This is a genomic window from Streptomyces sp. NPDC002669, from assembly GCF_042889165.1.
Lineage (GTDB): Bacteria > Actinomycetota > Actinomycetes > Streptomycetales > Streptomycetaceae > Streptomyces.
The window spans coordinates 182,463-201,286 of the sequence record NZ_JBIAQQ010000009.1 but is presented as its reverse complement, the minus strand read 5'-3'; the positions used below and the strand labels follow the sequence as shown (position 1 = coordinate 201,286).

The window sequence follows — 18,824 nt, the reverse complement described above, 5'->3', positions numbered from 1 at the left end:
AACTACCGTTAAGTAACCCAATTTTAGATCCCGGCTCCCACAATGACCTATGCCATGCGTGCGTGAGCTTCACGACAGGGGTGGCAGAAGCCTCGCAGCCGGTCGGAAACCGGGCCTCCAGGAGCACGACTATGCTCGTTCACCGCACGTCTGTCCGCATCTCCCAGGAGCGTTCCATGGCCCTCAGGATCACTGTGATCGGCACCGGCTACCTCGGTGCCACCCACGCCGCGGCCATGGCGGAACTGGGCTTCGAAGTGCTCGGCCTCGACGTCGTGCCCGAGAAGATCGAGATGCTGGGCGCCGGCCGGGTGCCGATGTACGAGCCCGGCCTGGAGGAGCTGCTGCGCAGGCACGTCGAGGGCATCGAGGGGTCCACGGGGCGCCTGCGGTTCACCTCCTCGTGGGAAGAGGTCGCGGCCTTCGGCGACGTCCACTTCGTCTGCGTGAACACTCCGCAGAAGCACGGCGAGTACGCCTGCGACATGAGCTACGTGGACAGCGCGTTCGAGTCGCTGGCCCCGCACCTGACCCGGCCCGCGCTGGTCGTCGGGAAGTCGACCGTCCCGGTGGGCTCGGCGGCCCGGCTCTCGGCGCGGCTGACGGAGCTGGCACCGGCGGGCGCCGACGCGGAGCTGGCCTGGAACCCGGAGTTCCTGCGCGAGGGCTTCGCCGTGAACGACACCCTGCACCCGGACCGGATCGTCGTCGGCGTGGCGAGCGAGCGGGCCGAGAAGCTGCTGCGCGAGGTGTACGCGACGCCGATCGCCGAGGGGTCGCCGCTCGTCGTGACGGACTTCCCGACCGCCGAGCTGGTGAAGACCGCGGCCAATTCGTTCCTGGCCACGAAGATCTCGTTCATCAACGCCATGGCCGAGGTCTGCGAGGCATCCGACGGCGACGTGATGAAGCTGGCCGAGGCGATCGGGCACGACGAGCGGATCGGGTCGAAGTTCCTGCGGGCCGGGATCGGGTTCGGCGGCGGCTGTCTGCCGAAGGACATCCGGGCCTTCATGGCGCGCGCCGGTGAGCTGGGCGCGGACCAGGCGCTGACCTTCCTCCGCGAGGTCGACTCGATCAACATGCGGCGCCGCGGCCACATGGTGGAGCTGGCCCGTGAGGCCGTGGGCGGCGACTCCTTCCTGGGCAAGCGGGTGGCGGTGCTGGGCGCGACGTTCAAGCCGGACTCGGACGACGTACGGGACTCGCCCGCGCTGAACGTGGCCGGGCAGATCCACCTCCAGGGCGGTCAGGTCACCGTCTTCGACCCGAAGGGCATGAACAACGCCCGGCGGCTCTTCCCGACCCTCGGCTACGCGGAGTCGGCGCTGGAGGCGGTGCGCGGCGCGGACGTGGTGCTGCACCTGACGGAGTGGCGCGAGTTCCGCGAGCTGGACCCGGCGGAGCTCGGCGCGGTCGCGGCCCGGCGGATCGTCCTGGACGGCCGCAACGCGCTCGACGGCGAGCTGTGGCGCGGGGCCGGCTGGACGTACCGGGCCATGGGGCGTCCGAAGGCCTGATCCGTCCGGCCCGATCCATCCGGCCCGATCCGAACGAAAGGCCCTAGCCGCGCCTCGCGCGGTAGGTGCGCATCTTGGCGCGGGCGCCGCACACCGACATGGAGCACCAGCGGCGGCGCCCCGCCGGGCTGCGGTCGTAGTACGCCCACCGGCAGTCCTCCGCCTCGCACGCCTTGAGCCGGGCCCAGGTGCCGTCGGCCGCCGCGGTGGCGATGGCCGCCGCGATCCGTGCGGTCAGCCCGGCGGGTTCGGTGGCGGGACGCAGGGTCGCGGCGCCCGCCGCGTCCACGGTGACGCGCAGCGGCGCCCCGGCTAGCAGCCGGTCCAGCAGGGGCGCGGCGGCGTCCGGCGGGCGGTGGCCGGCGTGGGCGAGGCAGACGGTGCGCAGCGCCTCGCGCAGTTCCCGGGCGTCCCCGACGTCCTGCTCGGCGATGCCGAACGCGGCGCGCCCGTCCTCCGTGTCGAGGCGGTCCGCGCCGGTCTCGATGTCCAGTGTGTTGACCAGCGCCTCGATCAGCGCGAGTCCACCGGGCGCGGATTCCTTCTCACTCATGGTTGCGACGTTACCCGTCATACGGCAGCATGCAGTAACGGTTACCGGTTGAACCCATGTAGGGGTAACCGCGTCGTTCTGAGGAGGAACACGTCATGGCTCTCGCCAAGCTGGGTGCCGTCGTCCTGGACTGCCCCGACCCCGCCGCACTCGCCGGTTTCTACGCCGGGCTGCTCGGCGGGGAGATCGAGCGCGGCGGCGACGACTGGGTGGAGCTGACCGGGGCCGGGGGCACGGTCGTCGCGTTCCAGGCCGCGCCCGGTCACGTACCGCCGAAGTGGCCGGCCCCGGACGGTTCGCAGCAGCTCCATCTGGACCTGGTCGTGCCGGACCTGGACGCGGCGGAGAAGGAGGTGCTCGCGCTGGGCGCCACCGTGCTGGACGCGGCGGACCGGGAGCGGAGCTTCCGGGTGTACGCGGACCCGGCCGGGCACCCGTTCTGTCTGTGCCGGAACTGAGGTTCCGGGCCCGGTCGGAAAACACGTGTGGGGTGCCCCTCCGGGAGGGGCACCCCACACGTCCGTCGTGCGTGACCGGTCGGTCAGGCGGCCGGTCCGTCCAGCTGCTCGATCGTGGCGTGCGACGGGCCGCGGCGGGTGCGCAGCTCGCGCGCCACGTCCTCGGCCTCGCGCAGCACCCGTACCGCGTTGCGCCAGGTGAGCTTGGCGAGGTCGGCGGCGGACCAGCCGCGGCCGAGGAGCTCCGCGATCAGATTCGGGTAGCCGGAGACGTCCTGGAGGCCGTCCGGGAGGAAGGCCGTGCCGTCGTAGTCGCCGCCGATGCCGATGTGGTCGATGCCGGCGACCTCGCGCATGTGGTCGAGGTGGTCGGCGATCGTCGCCACGGTGGCGACCGGGCGCGGGCGGCCCGCCTCGAACTCGGCGTGGATCCGCATGGCCCGCTCGGTGGTGTCCAGGGGGTGCAGGCCGTGGGCGCGCATGTTCTCGTCCGCTGCCAGGGTCCAGGCGACGGCCTCCGGGAGGACGAACTTCGGCACGAAGGTCGCCATGGCGATGCCCCCGTTGGCGGGGAGCCGGCCGAGGACGTCGTCGGGAATGTTGCGCGGGTGGTCGCAGATCGCGCGCGAGGAGGAGTGCGAGAAGATCACCGGCGCGGTGGAGGTGTCCAGCGCGTCGCGCATCGTGGTGGCCGCCACGTGGGAGAGGTCGACCAGCATGCCGGTGCGGTTCATCTCCCGTACGACCTCGTGGCCGAAGGGCGAGAGGCCGCCGACGCCCGGTTCGTCGGTCGCCGAGTCCGCCCACGCGATGTTGTCGTTGTGGGTGAGCGTCATGTACCGGACGCCCAGCGCGTGCAGGGCGCGCAGGGTGCCCAGCGAGTTGTGGATGGAGTGGCCGCCCTCGGCGCCCATCAGGGAGGCGATGCGGCCCTCGGCGCGGGCCGTCTCCATGTCGTCGGCGGTGAGTGCGCGCCGCAGGTCGGCGGGGTACCGGGCAAGGAGCTCGGTGACGACGTCGATCTGTTCCAGGGTGGCGCTGACCGCTTCGTCGCCCGCCATGTCGGAGCGCACGTAGACGGACCAGAACTGCGCGCCGACGCCGCCGGCGCGCAGCCGGGGTATGTCGGTGTGCAGGTGGGCCGACTGGTCGCCGGCCATGTCGCGGGCGTCGAGGTCGTAGCCGACCTGTTCGCGCAGCGCCCACGGCAGGTCGTTGTGCCCGTCGACGACCGGGTACTCGGCGAGCAGTTCCCTCGCCCGTTCCAACCGCTCCACGGCCCCTACTTCCCGAAGCCGAAGGAGTCGGAACCCTGGACCTTGCTGCGGAGCCGCTTGCCCTTCTCCGTCGCCTGGTCGTTCAGCTCCTGCTGGAACTCCCGCATCCGGGCCAGCAGCTCGCCGTCGTGGGCGGCGAGGATGCGGGCGGCGAGCAGGCCCGCGTTGCGTGCGCCGCCGACCGAGACGGTCGCGACCGGCACCCCGGCGGGCATCTGCACGATGGAGAGCAGGCTGTCCATGCCGTCCAGGTACTTCAGCGGCACCGGCACGCCGATGACCGGCAGCGGGGTCACGGAGGCGAGCATGCCGGGGAGGTGGGCGGCGCCGCCCGCGCCCGCGACGATCGCCTTCAGACCGCGCTCCGCCGCCTGCTCGCCGTACGCGATCATCTCGTGCGGCATGCGGTGGGCGGAGACGACGTCGACCTCGTAGGGGATCTCGAACTCGTCGAGGGCCTTGGCCGCGGCCTCCATGACGGGCCAGTCGGAGTCCGAGCCCATGACGATGCCGACGAGGGGCGCGGCGGTGGCGGGGGAGGTCATTCGGTGATCGTTCCTCGCAGGTAGTCGGCCGCGTGCCGGGCGCGCTCCCGCACGTCCGCCAGGTCGTCGCCGTAGGTGTTGACGTGTCCGACCTTGCGGCCGGGCTTCACGTCCTTGCCGTACATGTGGATCTTGAGCTGCGGGTCGCGGGCCATGCAGTGCAGGTACGCCTGGTACATGTCCGGGTAGTCGCCGCCCAGGACGTTGGACATGACCGTCCAGGTGGCGCGCGGGCGGGGGTCGCCGAGCGGCAGGTCGAGCACGGCCCGGACGTGGTTGGCGAACTGGGAGGTGATCGCGCCGTCCTGGGTCCAGTGCCCGGAGTTGTGCGGGCGCATCGCGAGTTCGTTGACCAGGATGCGGCCGTCGCGCGTCTCGAAGAGCTCGACGGCCAGGTGGCCGACGACGCCCAGTTCGGAGGCGATGCGCAGGGCGAGCTGCTGGGCCTCGCCGGCGAGGTGCTCGTCCAGCTCGGGGGCGGGGGCGATGACCGTGTCGCAGACGCCGTCGACCTGGATCGACTCGACGACCGGGTAGGCGACGGCCTGGCCGTGCGGCGAGCGGACGATGTTGGCCGCCAGCTCCCGTACGAAGTCGACCTTCTCCTCGGCGAGGACCGCGACACCGGCCCGGAAGGGGTCGGCCGCGTCCGCCTCGGAGCGGACCACCCATACGCCCTTGCCGTCGTAGCCGCCGCGGACCGTCTTGAGGACGACGGGGAAGCCGCCGGTCTCCTCGGCGAAGGCGGCCACGTCGGCCGGGTCCTCCACGATGCGGTGGCGGGGGCAGGGCGCGCCGATCTCGGTGAGCTTCGCGCGCATCACCCCCTTGTCCTGGGCGTGCACCAGCGCGTCGGGACCCGGGCGCACGGGAATGCCGTCCGCCTCCAGGGCCCGCAGGTGCTCGGTCGGTACGTGCTCGTGATCGAAGGTGATCACGTCGCAGCCGTGCGCGAAGGCGCGCAGCGTGTCCAGGTCGCGATAGTCGCCGACGACGACTTCGCTCACCACCTGGGCCGCCGAGTCCTGGGGGGTGTCACTGAGGAGCTTGAACTTGATGCCGAGGGGGATGCCCGCCTCGTGGGTCATACGGGCGAGCTGACCGCCACCGACCATGCCGACTACCGGAAACGTCACTCCTCCAGGGTATCCGCCGTCCCGGAGACCCTCCGCCGACGCCCTCCGCTCCGGTCCGCCCGCCGCCCGGACACGTCACGGCATCGCCACACCGGACACCGCGTCCGGAGCGGGCCGCGGACGGGCTGGTTAGCATGACCGGGTTGACGTAACCGACGGACGGGCTGAGCGATCACCATGAGCGAACGGGGCGCACTGCGGGCCCGGCTGGAGCTGCTGGGCCGGGAGGTCGCCAAGTTCGGCGTGGTCGGCGGGGTCGGCCTGGTGGTCAACATCGGGGCGTCCAATCTGCTCTGGCGGTACACGGACATCCCGACGGTCCGGGCCGGTCTGCTGGCGACCCTGATCGCCGTTTTCGGCAATTACCTCGGCTTCCGCTACTGGACGTACCGGGACCGCGACAAGAGCGGGCGCACCCGGGAGCTGACGCTGTTCCTGCTGTTCAGCGCGGTGGGTGCGGTGATCGAGTCCGGTGTGCTGTACGCGGCGACGTACGGTTTCGGCTGGAACAGTCCGGTCCAGAGCAATGTCTTCAAGATCCTCGGGATCGGCATCGCGACGATGTTCCGCTTCTGGTCCTACCGGACGTGGGTCTTCAAGGCGCTGCCCGAGGCCGGGCCCCGTCCCGAAGAGCCGTCCCCGGCCGATGCCGCCTCCGACGCCCCGGCCGACGCCGACGCGGACCCCTCCGACGGGCCCGTGCGGGTCGCCGGCGGGTTCCTGGAGCAGCGCCGCACGGAGCGGCTGCCGCGGGTCGAGGCGGATTCCGTACGCCGGTGAGCCGGTACGGGACGTTCCGGTGGCCGGTGCGCTCCCGGCCGCCGGTCACCGCACCGGGCGTTCCGGTTCCTCCCGCTTGCGGGCCACCCGGCTGAGGAACAGGGCGAAGACCGGCGGCTGCTGCTGGAGCAGTTCGAGACGGCCGCCGTCCGCCTCCGCGAGGTCCCGGGCGACGGCGAGGCCGATGCCGGTGGAGTTGCGGCCGCTGATCGTGCGCTCGAAGATCCGGGCGCCGAGACCGGCGGGAACGCCGGGGCCCTCGTCCGTGACCTCGATGACCGCCTGGTTGCCGGTGACCCGGGTGCGCAGCGCGACCGTGCCGCCGCCGTGCATCAGCGAGTTCTCGATCAGCGCGGCCAGCACCTGGGCGACCGCGCCCGGGGTGCCGACGGCCCGCAGCCCCTGCTTGCCGGAGCAGACGATGGCGCGGCCGGCGCTCCGGTAGGCCGGACGCCACTCCTCGATCTGCTGCTTGACCACCTCGTCGAGGTCGAAGACGACGGCGGAGCCGGTGCGCGGGTCGCGGGCGTTGGTCAGCAGCCGCTCCACCACGTCCGTGAGCCGCTCGACCTGGGTGAGCGCGATGTTCGCCTCCTCCTTCACCGTGTCCGGGTCGTCGGTGACGGAGATCTCCTCGATCCGCATGGAGAGCGCGGTCAGCGGCGTGCGGAGCTGGTGCGAGGCGTCGGCGGCCAGCCGGCGTTCCGCGGTCAGCATCCGGGCGATCCGTTCGGCGGAGGCGTCCAGGACGTCGGCGACCCGGTCCAGCTCCGGCACCCCGTACCGCTTGTGGCGGGGCCTCGGGTCGCCCGAGCCCAGGCGCTCGGCGGTCTCGGCGAGGTCGGTCAGCGGCAGGGTCAGCTTGTTGGCCTGGCGCACCGCCAGGAGCACGGCGGAGACGATGGCCAGCAGGGCCACCGCGCCGATGATCATCAGGGTGCGGCCGACCTCGCGGGTGACCGCGGAGCTGGACTCCTCGACGGTGACCCGCTCGCCGTGCTCCCCCTCGGCCGTGCCGCGGATCACACTGCCGGCGGGGCGCTCGCCGACCTCGATCGCGGGCCGTCCCGGCACCTTGACCAGCGCGTAGCGCTTGCTGTCGATCTGCTGGGAGAGCAGGCCGGGGGTGAGCCGCTCGTCCTCCACCAGCCGGCTCTCGACGACGCTGATCAGCCGCAGCGCCTCGGAGTCGACGCTCTCCTGGGCACTGTTGCTGATGGTGCGGGTCTCGACGATGACGAGGGAGACGCCGAAGACGGCGATCACCACGAGCACCACGGCGAGCGTGGAGTTGATCAGTCTGCGGCGCATGGTTGCTTCTGCTCGTCGGTTCTTCCCCGGGTTCCGGTGCTGCCCGGGACGTCAGCTCTTCTCGAAGCGGAAGCCGACGCCCCGCACGGTCGCGATGTACCGCGGGTTGGCGGCGTCGTCACCGAGCTTCTTGCGGAGCCAGGAGATGTGCATGTCGAGGGTCTTGGTCGACGACCACCAGGTGGTGTCCCAGACCTCGCGCATCAGCTGGTCGCGGGTGACGACCCGGCCGGCGTCGCGCACCAGGACCCGGAGGAGGTCGAACTCCTTCGCGGTGAGCTGGAGTTCCTCGTCGCCCATCCAGGCCCGGTGCGACTCGACGTCGATCCGGACGCCGTGCGTCGCGGGCTGCGGGGCGGGCTCGGTGGCGCCGCGGCGCAGCAGGGCCCGGACCCGGGCCAGGAGTTCGGCCAGCCGGAACGGCTTGGTGACGTAGTCGTCGGCGCCCGCGTCCAGGCCGACGACGGTGTCCACCTCGTCGGCCCGCGCGGTCAGCACCAGGATCGGGACGGCGTGGCCCTCGGCGCGGAGTCTGCGGGCCACTTCGAGCCCGTCCATCCCGGGCAGGCCCAGGTCGAGCACCACCAGGTCGATCGATCCCTGGAGGCCGGCGTCGAGCGCGGTCGGGCCGTCCTCGCGGACCTCGACCTCGTAACCCTCCCGACGCAGTGCGCGGGCCAGCGGCTCCGAGATGGACGCGTCGTCCTCGGCGAGCAGTACACGGGTCATGCAGTGATGGTAGTCCGCGCGGGGCGGATGCCGGGAGGTGATCCAAAAGCCCTGCGGGTCTGCGAAACAGGGGGAGGGAAACCTTCGAATACGTGGAGACGACCCCACCCCGACCTGTGATCCATCTCTCAAGTCCGTTCATTTCGGGCTCTGTCATGTCGTATGGTTGCTCGACGCCTGTTGCACCACTCAAGGACCCTTGGGCAGCTTTTAGCGCCGAGGGTCTCTTTTGTTTTGCCGGCTGGTACCCGCCAGTCGTGAATGTCAGTGAATGACCTGCGGCCGGGCCCGGAGCGCGAGGATGCGTACCGGGCGTGGATCCCCGCACGGTCGGTCCCCGTCGCTCCGCCGGCTCCTCGACGAGCACGGCGGTCGGGACGAAATCTCCTCCGGGGCGTCGGGGAGCGGGACGTGTCCGTGCCGGTGCCGGCCTCCCCCCACCGGGCGCACCACGCTCACAAGGCGTCGCGTCCCGAGCACACAAGGATCGACCATGGCGTCCAGCCTGACGAAGGACCCGGCCAGTACTTCTGGATCCGAGAAGACCTTCTTCGGCCACCCCCGCGGCCTGGCCACTCTCTTCATGACCGAGATGTGGGAGCGCTTCAGCTTCTACGGCATGCGGGCCCTGCTTCCGCTCTACCTGGTGTCCGGCTCCGGCCTGGACATGAACGCGGCCACGGCCACCTCGATCTACTCCATCTACCTGGCGATGGTGTACCTGCTCGCCATGCCCGGCGGATGGTTCGGCGACCGGGTGTGGGGACCGCGCAAGACGGTCACCGTCTCGGCCTCGGTCATCATGCTGGGCCACCTGACGCTCGCGCTGCCCGGTTCCGGCACCTTCTTCGCCGGTCTGGCGCTCGTCGCGCTCGGCTCGGGTCTGCTGAAGGCCAACATCTCGACGATGGTCGGCCACCTCTACAACGGCCCGGAGGACCCGCGCCGCGACGGCGGCTTCACCGTCTTCTACATGGGCATCAACCTCGGTGCCTTCGCCGCGCCGCTGGTCATCGGCACCGTCGGCGAGAAGGTGAACTGGCACCTCGGCTTCGCCCTCGCGGCGGTCGGCATGGCGCTGGGTCTGGCCCAGTTCCTCATCGGTACCCGCCACCTCAGCGCGCGCAGCAGCGTCGTCCCGAAGCCGCTGTCGGCCGAGGAGCGCCGCTCCACCCTGCGCAAGGGCCTGATCTGGCTGATCGTCGCCGTCGTCTTCTACGGCGTGCTCGTCGCCACCGACGTCTACACGCTGAACTGGGCGCTCGTCCCGATCACCGTCGCCGGTCTGATCATCCCGATCGCGGTGCTGGCCCGGATCAAGCGCGACCGCGACCTGTCGAAGACCGAGCAGTCGAAGATGTCCGGCTACATCTGGTTCTTCGTCGCCGCCGCCGTGTTCTGGATGATCTACGACCAGGGCGGCTCCACGCTGTCGCTCTTCGGTGAGTCCTCCACCACCAACAGCGTGCTGGGCCTGAACTTCCCGACCTCCTGGTACCAGACGATCAACCCGGTCTTCATCATGGCGCTGGCCCCGGTCGTCGCCTGGATCTGGCTGGCGCTGAACCGGCGCGGCAAGGAGCCGAGCACGGTCGTCAAGTTCGGCTCGGGCCTCTTCCTGGTCGGCGTCTCCTTCTTCGTCTTCATCATGCCGCTGACCATCGCGTCGGACGGCGACAAGGTCAGCCCGATGTGGCTGGTGTCGATCTACTTCCTGCAGACCGTCGGTGAGCTCTGCCTCTCCCCGGTCGGCCTGTCGGTCACCACGAAGATGGCCCCGGCGAAGTACGGCAGCCAGATGATGGGTGTCTGGTTCCTCGCGGTCACCGCGGGCGACTGCACCACCAGCCTGCTGTCGCTGGCGGGTCTCGACCTGAACAGGACGGGGATCGTGGCCATGGAGGCGGCGCTCGCGGTCCTCGCGGCATTCGCGATCTGGATGTACCGCAAGAAGGTCACCCAGCTCATGGGCGACGTGCGCTGACGCACCGCCCCCGCGTCGCACGCCCTGTGCCCGCGCCCTCCGGATGCTCCGGAGGGCGCGGGCACGGGGCTTTCCGGGGCCGCCGCGCCGCCGGTGCGACGGCCCCGGGTGTTCCGTACGGGTACGGCTCAGGCGGTACCGCGCAGCCTGCGCCAGGGGGTGAAGGTGAACACGGCGCCGCCGAGCAGGATCGCCGTGCCCGCGACCAGGCCGAGGGCGCGCAGGGTGCCGTGGTCCCCGGCCCCGGTGTCGGCCAGTCCGCCGCCGGAGGCCGCGGAGCCGGACGCGGAACCGGTGGCCCCGGCCGAGCCCGAGGCGGCGGAGCCGGACGCGCCGCCCTCCTGGGCGGTGGTGTCGAGCTCCAGCGACGGGCTCACCGTGCCCTTGATCTTGCAGGGGATGCTGATCTTCGAGGCGCCCAGGGTGACGTCGATGGTCAGGGTGCCGGGGCTGAGCGTGGACGTGCCGGACGCGCCCGGCTTGTAGGTGCCGGTCATGTCGGGCAGGTCGACCGGCTTGCCCTGCTCCAGCGGTTCGGTGTTGGCGGGTCCGGTGACCTTCACCGAGCCCTTGTCGGCGCCGCCCAGGGTGACGTCCATGGACGGCTTGAGCGCACCGGCCGGCAGGGCGGCCGGGCTGTCCATCACGCCCTTGGCCGTCTTAACCGTGAGCGCGTAGCTGCCGCCGCTCTTCTTGGCGTTGATCGTCACCTTGGAGGCGATGTCGGCCGGGCCGGGGGACGTGCAGGCGAAGTTGGCGGAGACCTCCTTGCCCGGGAAGTCGGTCTGCCCGTCGCCCCCGCCGGAACCGGACGTGGTGCCGGAGGTGGAACCGGACGTGGTGCCGGACGTGGTGCCTCCGGAGGCCGACGTGCTGCCGGAGGTCGTACCGCCCGCCGCGGTGGAACCGGAGCTGGTGCCGCTGCTCGTACCGCTCGTCGTGCCACTGCTCGTACCGCTCGTCGTGCCGGAGCTGGTGCCGCCCGTGGTCGTCGAGCCGCCGTCGGTGACCTTGATGGTCGCGCCCGGCTGCACGGTCTCCTTCGGACTGCACTTGGTGTCCGTGGAGATCGGCTTGGAGACGTTGATGTCGTACGCGTCCGGCGTCAGCGTGATCTCACCGGCCTTCTCCAGCTTCAGCGTGCCCTTCATGTCGGACAGCAGCATGTCGCTGTTCTTCGGGATCGGCGGGTTCTGCCGCGGTCCTTCCATCCGCAGGGTGCCCGTGGCCGCGCCGCCCAGCTTGATCGTGCCGGTCGGCTTGACCGTGTCCTTGCCCAGGTCGAGCATGTCGGGGTTCTTGGAAGCGGCCTGCACCGTCTTCCACACCACCTCGACGGTGTCCCCGACCTCGGCCTCGGCCGGCGCGGTCAGCCGCACCACGGTGGTGCCCTGCACGGGCGGCAGCCCGGAGATGGGCGGGGGTATGCACTCGGTGCTGTACGAGATGTCGGCGGCCTGGGCCGGGGTGGCGGCCAGCAGCAGGCCCGCCCCGCCGAGCATCATCGCGACTCCCGCCGCGACCGTCCTCCGTTGCGTACTCACGACTGTCCCTTCGTCGTCGGTCTGTTCCCTGACGGTGCGGAATCGGGGGTGAACCACGGCAGCGCGGCCGTGGTGGCGGCCGGGTCGTCGGCGGACCCGGCCGGGGGGTTCGTGGCGGGGCCCGGCGCGCGGCGCCCCGCGGTCGCGGCGGCCGGACGCGGCCGGCGGCGGCGCCCGGCGCGGGCCGGAGCGCGCGGGGAACGGGCCGGGGCACGGACCGGAGTGCGCGAGGAACGGGGGCGCATCTTGTCGACGACCGCCATGCCGATCCGGAACACGGCGGCCGGCACCACCAGGCACAGCAGCACCCAGAAGAGCGTGACCCCCCAGGGGCGGCCGACCCCCCACGGCTGTTCGACCAGCACCTTGCCGCCGTACCTGAGCGAGATCTGGTAGTCCCCGTGGGCGCCCGCGGCCAGTTCGACCGGCAGCTCGATCCGGGCCTTGCGGCCGGAGGCGATGGTGCCGCGCCACGGCCGTTCCTCCCACTGCGGCGCGAAGACGCCGTGCGCGGTGCCGATCTCGAAGACCGGGTCCTCGACCGGGGCGGAGCCGAGGTTGCCCACGGTGAGGACGAGGCGCCGGGCGGGCGGGGCCCCGAACCAGGTGAGGATGCCGCTGTCGCCCTCCAGTCGCGCGGTGGCGAGCACCGCGAGCCTGCCGCCCGGGCCCTCCTTCGGCAGCGGGGCGGTCGGGTGGCCCGCGACGACGAACACCGCGTCGGCGTCGGCCCGTTCGCCGGTGACGGTGGCGACGTGCACCACGCAGGGGCAGGGCACGGGCGGTTCGGCGACCGGCAGTTTCTTGCGGAAGCCGCCCTTCGCGTCGGTGGTGACGGCCCGGCCGTCGGCGTTGGCGCAGGAGTTGGTGCCGCCGATCACCCCGCGCTCCGGCGTGGACCGGCCGCAGATCAGCATCATCAGCAGCGCGTTCGGCCGCCAGCCGCGGCCCTTCACGGTGATCTCGCCGCCCTTGCCCGCCTGCCGGGCGGAGAGCGTGACCACGGGCTTCGCGTCCGCCGCCGTCGTCACCGCCGTCGCCGTCGTGTCCACCGCTCCGGCCCCGGTCGCGGGGAGCAGCAGGAGGGCGGGCAGCAGCACGGGCAGCAGTACGACGAGCAGCGCCGCGGTCCGTCGCCGACCGTCTCTCCGGAATGCCGCCGGTCCGGCCTGTCCCGTCACGATTCCGCTCCCGCCTGCGCCGAATGCCTCGTCCCGGAGTGCTGTTGGTCCCGCGCGGACCGGTCGTCGCCCGGCTTGGGCCTCCCCCGCCCAGCCGGGCGCCGGTACGCGTACGCGCCGATGGCGACGGCGGCCAGGAGGAGCAGTGCGCCGCCGGTCAGCGGCACCCACGGGACGAAGACCGCGTGGGCGGTCGCCTCGCCGTGCGCGTCGCCCGCCGCGGTGACGCGCAGCCGGACGGTCGTCGAGTCCAGCGCGGGGGTGTCCCGCCACGGCTCGGTGAGTCCGAGGCGCTGTCCCGGCCGCAGGCGCACCGGCAGGGCGCGGGCCTCGCGCCGCAGCAGCGTCCCGAACAGCCCGTCGGCCCGGACGGCGATTTCCGGGGCGAGGACCGTGTTGCCCCGGTTGACCAGCGTGTAGTGGATGGTCCGGCCGGACACGGTGACGTCCTCGACGGTGAGCGCGGCCACGGCCGGTCCGCCGATCCGCAGTCGGAGGCCCACCTCGACCGAGCGGGCGCCGCCGCGTACGGCGATCGCGCCGGAGCGGTCGCCGGGCACCGCCCCGGCCGGGACCGTGACGGTGAACGGCACGTCGGCGCGGGTGCGGGCGGGCACGGTCACCTCGGTGGCGGCGGCCCGCAGCCAGGCCCCGGGGCCGGTGCCGGGCGCACTCGCCGCCCCGGGCCCGCCCGTGCCGCGCAGGCGCACGGTGACCGGGGACGGACCGGGGTTGGTGACGGAGAGCCGGTCCTGCAGAACGCTGCCCGGCGCCCCCTCCAGGTAGAAGTACGGTCTGCCGGCCTCCCCGCCCGAACCGCTCCCCGCGGGCCGCGCCGTCCACGCCGCGTCCTTCGCGGGCGACGGCGTCCGGGGAGCGGCGGCCGCCGCCGGCGGCGCGGCGAGGGCGCACAGCAGTACGGCGAGGGCGAGTCGGACGGCGCGGCCGGTCGTCGGCGGCGGCATGGGCGGCTCCCTGGTGCGTGACGGCGACGGCTGGGTCATGGACCGCGGGCCCGGACGTACCGGCCACGGCTCTCCGGGCACGGACGTACCGGGCACGTCGGGCCGGGCACGGACGTACCGCAGGTGCGGGCGTACCGGATGGGGCGTACCTGCGGAAACGCCTAGCGGCCCACCGCCCCCGCTCCTTGCCGCTGTCCCCGCCGGGTCAGCCACAGCACCCCCGCCGCACCGGTCAGCAGCACCGTGCCGCCGAGCGTGCCGAGCGCCACGGCCGAGTCGAGCGGACCGGTCTTCGGCAGCTGCCCGCCGGCCGGGTCGTCGTTCCCGCTCCCGCCGGTCGCCGCGGCGCCCCCGCCCCCGGCGGCCGTCACGTCGAGCCGGAGCGACGGGCCGGGGTTGTTGGCGGGGGTGCAGGTGGTGGTCGTGCCCAGCGCCTTGATGGTGAGCACCCCGGCGGTGAAGTCGACCTTGCCGCTCTTCTTCGGCGTGTACGTGCCCGACAGGTCGCTGATCTTGATGGGGGTGTTGGCGGGTATCGCCGCGGAGTTCGACGGGCCGGAGACCTGGACCCGGCCCGGATCGGCGCCGCCCACCTCGATCACCGCGCTGGGGTTCATCGCGCCCTTGCCCAGTTCGACGGGGCTGGACGAGACGCCCTTCTGGAAGGACATCGTGAGCCGGTAGCCGCTGCCGCTCTTGACGCTCTTGATGTCGATGGGGGACACGGCGCTCTTGTCGCCGATCGGGGTCTTGCACTTGTAGTCGACGTCCACGACCGTGGCGTGGGCGGCGGGCGCGGTCATCAGCACCACCGTGCCCGCCAGCGCGGACGCCAGCGCGAGAGCTGTTCGCTTCTGGTAGGACACCTCTGAGTTCCCCTCATGCCGGAAGTCACCGGAAGTCACCGGAAATCCTCGGGAGCCGTCGCACGTCGGGGCGCGGGCGCGCCGACGCATGTTACTGACGACACATCAGATCGGCGCTCAAGGTACGCCCGGCAACTTGAGGAGGGAAGACAAAGAGCGCGCCGATCCGGCGCGCTCCTGAGGGGTGGTGCGTACGGGCGGCGCCCTACGCGGGGGCGGCCAGCTCCGCCCAGACCGTCTTGCCGGGTCTGCCGGGCACCCGGAGGACGCCCCAGTCCAGGCAGAGCCGCTGCACGATGAACATGCCGTGGCCGCCGGGTCGGCCGGCCCGGTGCGGGGTGCGCGGTGCGGGTTGCCCCGCGCCCGAGTCGACGACCTCCACCCGCAGCACCTTCGCCGTGCAGGCGATGCGCATCTCCTCGGGGCCGTCCGCGTGCAGGCAGGCGTTGGTGACCAGTTCGGAGACGACCAGCAGGACGTCCTCGGCGGCGGCCCGGCCGTCGGCGCTGGAGGCGGGGAGCCAGCCCCATTCGTGGAGCGCCTGGCGGGCGAAGTCGCGGGCCGTCGGCACGGTGCCGCCGATGTCGCGCAGCGACAGGGTGTGCCACTGCCACTCGGCCGGTCCGGAGGAGGGGGCGGCACCGGCGCCCGCGTCCAGGTGTGCGTCCACGCCGACGTCCTCCGGCTCGCGGCCGAGGTCGCCCGGCGGATGCTGCCGGGTGGTGCTCATCAGCGCTTCACCTCACCGATTCACCATGTCGCCATCAAAACAATGTGACAGTCGCAGTTTCAGGTACAGATACAGATGGGGAGCTCACCGGTCGCCCGCGGCTCCGCCGGGTGTCTTCTGCCCGGCCGAATCGTGACAACACCCACTTCATCCGCGCGATCGCGTGACACGGGCAACAGGCGGCGTTCCCGGGTCGCGCTCGCGCGGCGCGGTCACCCGTCCAGAGCGGCTTCGAGGGAGTCGTGGACGGTGAAGACCGCCTCGGCCCCGGTGATCTCGAAGACCCTCGCCACCACCGGCAGCATTCCGGCCAAATGGACCCCTCCCCCGGCCGCTTCCGCCTTCAGGCGGGCACCGAGCAGCACATTGAGCCCGGTGGAATCACAGAATTCGAGGCGCGAGCAGTCGACCACCAGGCGCGCCCGTCCCTGCTCGACCGCGTGTTCCAGGGGTTCCCGCAACAGGTCCGCCGTGTGGTGATCCAGCTCACCCACCGGTGTCACGACCTCGCTGCGTCCCTCGGTCCGGACCTCGACCTGAAGCCGACCCCGGTTCGCGCTGCCGACCGTCCCGCGGTCCATGCCCGTCCCTCTTCGCCGTTCGTCACTGGCCGCGTCCCCGCGTGCGCAGATCCGTATGTGCTGTCTCTGACGTCCTTGAAACAGTACGCGCTCTGTGCGCCACACGATACCCGAAGACCTCAACAAACCGGACATATAGCATCAATTGGCGCTTGTAACTGTCCGTCCGTAGCGGGTAAGGGTAGAGGGACCCCAAAAAAACACGGCCGGCTTCGGAGGCGCCGCTTCACCGCAGGAACACGTATGGGCATCGGCAGCCATATGCCGAGAACGATGGAGGAGACCATGTCACCCCGGCTCGACGGACCGCGTACCCCCGACGCGACGTCAGCAGGTCCTCAAGGACTGACCCCCTCAGACTCCCCTGCCGCGGACGCCGGAAACGGCCCGCGGAACAGCAGCACCCTCAGCACCATCAGTACCGCTGTCAGCACCACCGGCTCCGGTCACCTCGATGACACCGGCAGCCGCCCCGTCGCCACCGACCACGGCGACGGCCTCGAAGGACTTCCCGAGATCCCGCCCTACGACGAGGTGGGGCCGCTGGACGCCAGGGCACTGTCGAAGACCCTCTTCGCGCGGCTCGAATCCCTCGAAGAGGGCACCCACGAGTACTCGTACGTCCGCAACACGCTCGTCGAACTGAACCTGGCCCTGGTCAAGTTCGCCGCCTCCCGGTTCCGCTCCCGCAGCGAGCCGATGGAGGACATCATCCAGGTCGGCACGATCGGTCTGATCAAGGCGATCGACCGGTTCGAACTCAGCCGGGGCGTGGAGTTCCCGACGTTCGCGATGCCGACCATCATCGGCGAGATCAAGCGCTTCTTCCGTGACACCAGTTGGTCCGTGCGCGTTCCGCGCCGGCTGCAGGAGCTGCGGCTCGACCTGGCCAAGGCGGGCGACGAGCTCGCCCAGCAACTGGACCGATCGCCCACCGTGGGCGAGCTCGCCGACCGCCTCGGCATCACCGAGGACGAGGTCGTCGAGGGCATGGCGGCCAGTAACGCGTACACCGCGAGTTCGCTGGACGCCAAGCCCGAGGAGGACGAGCACGAGGGCGCGTTGGCGGACCGCATCGGCTACGAGGACCACGGGCTGGAGGGCATCGAGTACGTCGAGTCCCTGAAGCCTTTGATCGCCTCGCTGCCCCGGCGCGACCGGACGATCCTCTCGCTCCGGTTCGTCGCCAACATGACGCAGTCGGAGATCGGCGAGGAGCTGGGCATCTCCCAGATGCACGTGTCGCGGCTGCTCTCCCGCACCCTGGTCAAGCTCCGCAGGGGGCTGACGCTGGAGGAGTGAGCGCCGCCCCTCGGTGAAGGACCCGTCCCGGCCCACGAATTCCGGGAGCGGGTCCTTCCGCGTGTCCGACACCCCGTCGTGTCCGACACCCCGTCACCGGGCCGCGCGCGGACGCCCGATGGGCTCCCGGGGGCGGCGGTGCGGGCCCGCCCTCAGAGGACGCGCTCGCCCTGCCGCCAGACCGCGTGGACCAGCGGGACGCCCGGCCGGTAGGCGAGGTGGACGTGGCTGGGCGCGTCGAGGAGCACCAGGTCGGCGCGGGCGCCCGGGGCGATGCGGCCGATGTCCGTGCGGCGCAGGGCCGCCGCGCCGCCCGCGGTGGCCGACCAGAGCGCCTCGTCCGGCGTCATTCCCATGTCGCGCACGGCGAGGGCGATGCAGAAGGGCATCGAGGACGTGAACGACGAGCCCGGGTTGCAGTCCGTCGAGAGCGCGACGGTGGCGCCCGCGTCGAGGAGGCGACGGGCGTCCGGCCAGGCGGCGCGGGTGGAGAACTCGGCGCCCGGGAGCAGCGTGGCGACGGTGTTCCCCTGGGCCAGGGCGTCCACGTCGGCGTCGGTGAGGTGGGTGCAGTGGTCGGCGGACGCGGCGTCGAGTTCGACGGCGAGCTGGACGCCGGGGCCGTGGCCGAGCTGGTTGGCGTGGACGCGGGGGTGCAGGCCCCGGGCCCGGCCCGCGGTGAGGACGGCACGGGCCTGGTCGCCGTCGAAGGCGCCGCGCTCGCAGAACACGTCGACCCAACGGGCGTACGGGGCGCAGGCGTCGAGCATCGCACCGGTGACCAGCTCGACGTAGCCGGCCGGGTCGTCGGCGTAGTCCGGGGAGACGATGTGGGCGCCGAGGTAGGTGACCTCCTCGGTGTGCCGGGCGGCGATGCGCAGGGCGCGGGCCTCGTCCTCGACGGTGAGGCCGTAGCCGGACTTGGTCTCGATGGTGGTGGTGCCCTGGCGCAGCGCCTCGGCGAGGTAGCGGGCGACGTTGGCGGAGAGTTCGTCGTCGGTGGCGGCGCGGGTCGCGGCGACCGTGGTCCTGATGCCGCCCGCGCTGTAGGCGCGGCCGGACATCCGGGCGTTGAACTCCTCGGTGCGGTCGCCCGCGAACACGAGGTGGGAGTGGGAGTCGACGAAGCCGGGGATCGCCGCCCGGCCGCCCGCGTCGACGGTGTTGTCGGTGGCGGGTGCTTTGCTTGATTCACCGGCCCAGACGACCCGGTCGCCCTCGATGACGACGGCCGCGTCCCGGACCAGGCCCAGGGGGGAATCCGAGCGGAGGGAGGGGTCGTTGGTGACCAGGCTCGCGATGTTGGTGATGGCGGTCGTCGTCATCGGGGGGCTGCTCTCCTTGCGGCGGGGGGCGGGTGTC

General features: G+C 72.0%; 18 protein-coding genes. 5 read left to right on the top strand and 13 right to left on the bottom strand.

Going from position 1 to position 18,824, the window contains the following annotated elements:
- Nucleotides 1-176: 176 nt before the first annotated feature.
- Complete coding sequence (locus ACFYW1_RS16845) at nt 177-1,520, top strand: UDP-glucose dehydrogenase family protein (protein WP_388992652.1); 1,344 nt, start codon at nt 177-179, stop codon at nt 1,518-1,520.
- Nucleotides 1,521-1,563: 43 nt separating this feature from the next.
- Here ACFYW1_RS16845 and ACFYW1_RS16840 read toward each other — a convergent pair whose 3' ends face one another.
- Nucleotides 1,564-2,073, bottom strand: a complete 510-nt coding sequence (locus ACFYW1_RS16840; protein WP_388992649.1) for a CGNR zinc finger domain-containing protein — start codon at nt 2,071-2,073, stop codon at nt 1,564-1,566.
- Nucleotides 2,074-2,168: 95 nt separating this feature from the next.
- Between ACFYW1_RS16840 and ACFYW1_RS16835 the strand changes: the two genes are divergently transcribed.
- The gene (locus ACFYW1_RS16835; protein WP_388992646.1) at nt 2,169-2,531 is read left to right on the top strand and encodes a VOC family protein; all 363 of its coding nucleotides are present in this window, start codon (nt 2,169-2,171) and stop codon (nt 2,529-2,531) included.
- An 83-nt stretch (nt 2,532-2,614) separates the two neighbouring features.
- On the opposite strand, the gene ACFYW1_RS16830 is transcribed toward ACFYW1_RS16835, so the two are convergent.
- Genes ACFYW1_RS16830 through ACFYW1_RS16820 form a run of 3 tightly spaced genes read right to left on the bottom strand, consistent with a single transcriptional unit; the run spans nt 2,615 to nt 5,489 of the window.
- Nucleotides 2,615-3,808, bottom strand: a complete 1,194-nt coding sequence (locus tag ACFYW1_RS16830; protein ID WP_388992643.1) for a dipeptidase — start codon at nt 3,806-3,808, stop codon at nt 2,615-2,617.
- A 5-nt stretch (nt 3,809-3,813) separates the two neighbouring features.
- Nucleotides 3,814-4,353: a 5-(carboxyamino)imidazole ribonucleotide mutase gene (gene purE, locus ACFYW1_RS16825; RefSeq protein ID WP_388992639.1), complete on the bottom strand. Its 540-nt coding sequence runs from the start codon at nt 4,351-4,353 to the stop codon at nt 3,814-3,816.
- Nucleotides 4,350-5,489: a 5-(carboxyamino)imidazole ribonucleotide synthase gene (locus tag ACFYW1_RS16820; protein ID WP_388992636.1), complete on the bottom strand. Its 1,140-nt coding sequence runs from the start codon at nt 5,487-5,489 to the stop codon at nt 4,350-4,352. The genes purE and ACFYW1_RS16820 overlap by 4 nt, the downstream gene beginning before the upstream one ends.
- 177 nt (nt 5,490-5,666) lie before the next feature.
- Between ACFYW1_RS16820 and ACFYW1_RS16815 the strand changes: the two genes are divergently transcribed.
- Nucleotides 5,667-6,269: a GtrA family protein gene (locus ACFYW1_RS16815; RefSeq protein ID WP_388992633.1), complete on the top strand. Its 603-nt coding sequence runs from the start codon at nt 5,667-5,669 to the stop codon at nt 6,267-6,269.
- Between the two features lie 45 nt (nt 6,270-6,314).
- On the opposite strand, the gene ACFYW1_RS16810 is transcribed toward ACFYW1_RS16815, so the two are convergent.
- Nucleotides 6,315-7,580 (bottom strand): ATP-binding protein, encoded by a 1,266-nt coding sequence (locus tag ACFYW1_RS16810; RefSeq protein WP_388992630.1) that lies wholly within the window; start codon nt 7,578-7,580, stop codon nt 6,315-6,317.
- A 51-nt stretch (nt 7,581-7,631) separates the two neighbouring features.
- Nucleotides 7,632-8,309, bottom strand: a complete 678-nt coding sequence (locus ACFYW1_RS16805; RefSeq protein WP_388992627.1) for a response regulator transcription factor — start codon at nt 8,307-8,309, stop codon at nt 7,632-7,634.
- A gap of 493 nt (nt 8,310-8,802) precedes the next feature.
- Here ACFYW1_RS16805 and ACFYW1_RS16800 point away from each other — a divergent pair, with 493 nt between their 5' ends.
- Nucleotides 8,803-10,293: a peptide MFS transporter gene (locus ACFYW1_RS16800; protein WP_388992624.1), complete on the top strand. Its 1,491-nt coding sequence runs from the start codon at nt 8,803-8,805 to the stop codon at nt 10,291-10,293.
- 128 nt (nt 10,294-10,421) lie between these two features.
- On the opposite strand, the gene ACFYW1_RS16795 is transcribed toward ACFYW1_RS16800, so the two are convergent.
- The 6 genes from ACFYW1_RS16795 to ACFYW1_RS16770 form a co-directional block, all read right to left on the bottom strand.
- Nucleotides 10,422-11,798 (bottom strand): hypothetical protein, encoded by a 1,377-nt coding sequence (locus ACFYW1_RS16795; protein WP_388992778.1) that lies wholly within the window; start codon nt 11,796-11,798, stop codon nt 10,422-10,424.
- A 35-nt stretch (nt 11,799-11,833) separates the two neighbouring features.
- Nucleotides 11,834-13,018, bottom strand: a complete 1,185-nt coding sequence (locus ACFYW1_RS16790; RefSeq protein WP_388992621.1) for a hypothetical protein — start codon at nt 13,016-13,018, stop codon at nt 11,834-11,836.
- Complete coding sequence (locus tag ACFYW1_RS16785; RefSeq protein ID WP_388992618.1) at nt 13,015-13,983, bottom strand: hypothetical protein; 969 nt, start codon at nt 13,981-13,983, stop codon at nt 13,015-13,017. The genes ACFYW1_RS16790 and ACFYW1_RS16785 overlap by 4 nt, the downstream gene beginning before the upstream one ends.
- Nucleotides 13,984-14,144: 161 nt before the next feature.
- Complete coding sequence (locus ACFYW1_RS16780; protein WP_388992615.1) at nt 14,145-14,849, bottom strand: peptidase; 705 nt, start codon at nt 14,847-14,849, stop codon at nt 14,145-14,147.
- Between the two features lie 205 nt (nt 14,850-15,054).
- Nucleotides 15,055-15,579 carry an ATP-binding protein gene (locus tag ACFYW1_RS16775; RefSeq protein WP_388992612.1) on the bottom strand — a complete coding sequence of 175 codons (525 nt, stop codon included), beginning with the start codon at nt 15,577-15,579 and terminating at the stop codon, nt 15,055-15,057.
- Nucleotides 15,580-15,791: 212 nt separating this feature from the next.
- On the bottom strand, nt 15,792-16,160 hold the full coding sequence (locus tag ACFYW1_RS16770; RefSeq protein ID WP_148838307.1) for an STAS domain-containing protein: 369 nt from the start codon (nt 16,158-16,160) through the stop codon (nt 15,792-15,794).
- Between the two features lie 285 nt (nt 16,161-16,445).
- On the opposite strand from ACFYW1_RS16770, the gene ACFYW1_RS16765 reads away from it, so the two are divergent.
- A complete protein-coding gene (locus ACFYW1_RS16765) occupies nt 16,446-17,462 on the top strand; it encodes an RNA polymerase sigma factor SigF (protein WP_388992775.1) in 1,017 nt (338 codons plus the stop codon).
- Between the two features lie 152 nt (nt 17,463-17,614).
- Here the strand turns inward: ACFYW1_RS16765 and hutI are convergent, their stop codons facing one another.
- Nucleotides 17,615-18,787 (bottom strand): imidazolonepropionase, encoded by a 1,173-nt coding sequence (hutI, locus tag ACFYW1_RS16760; protein WP_388992609.1) that lies wholly within the window; start codon nt 18,785-18,787, stop codon nt 17,615-17,617.
- Between the last annotated feature and the right edge of the window lie 37 nt (nt 18,788-18,824).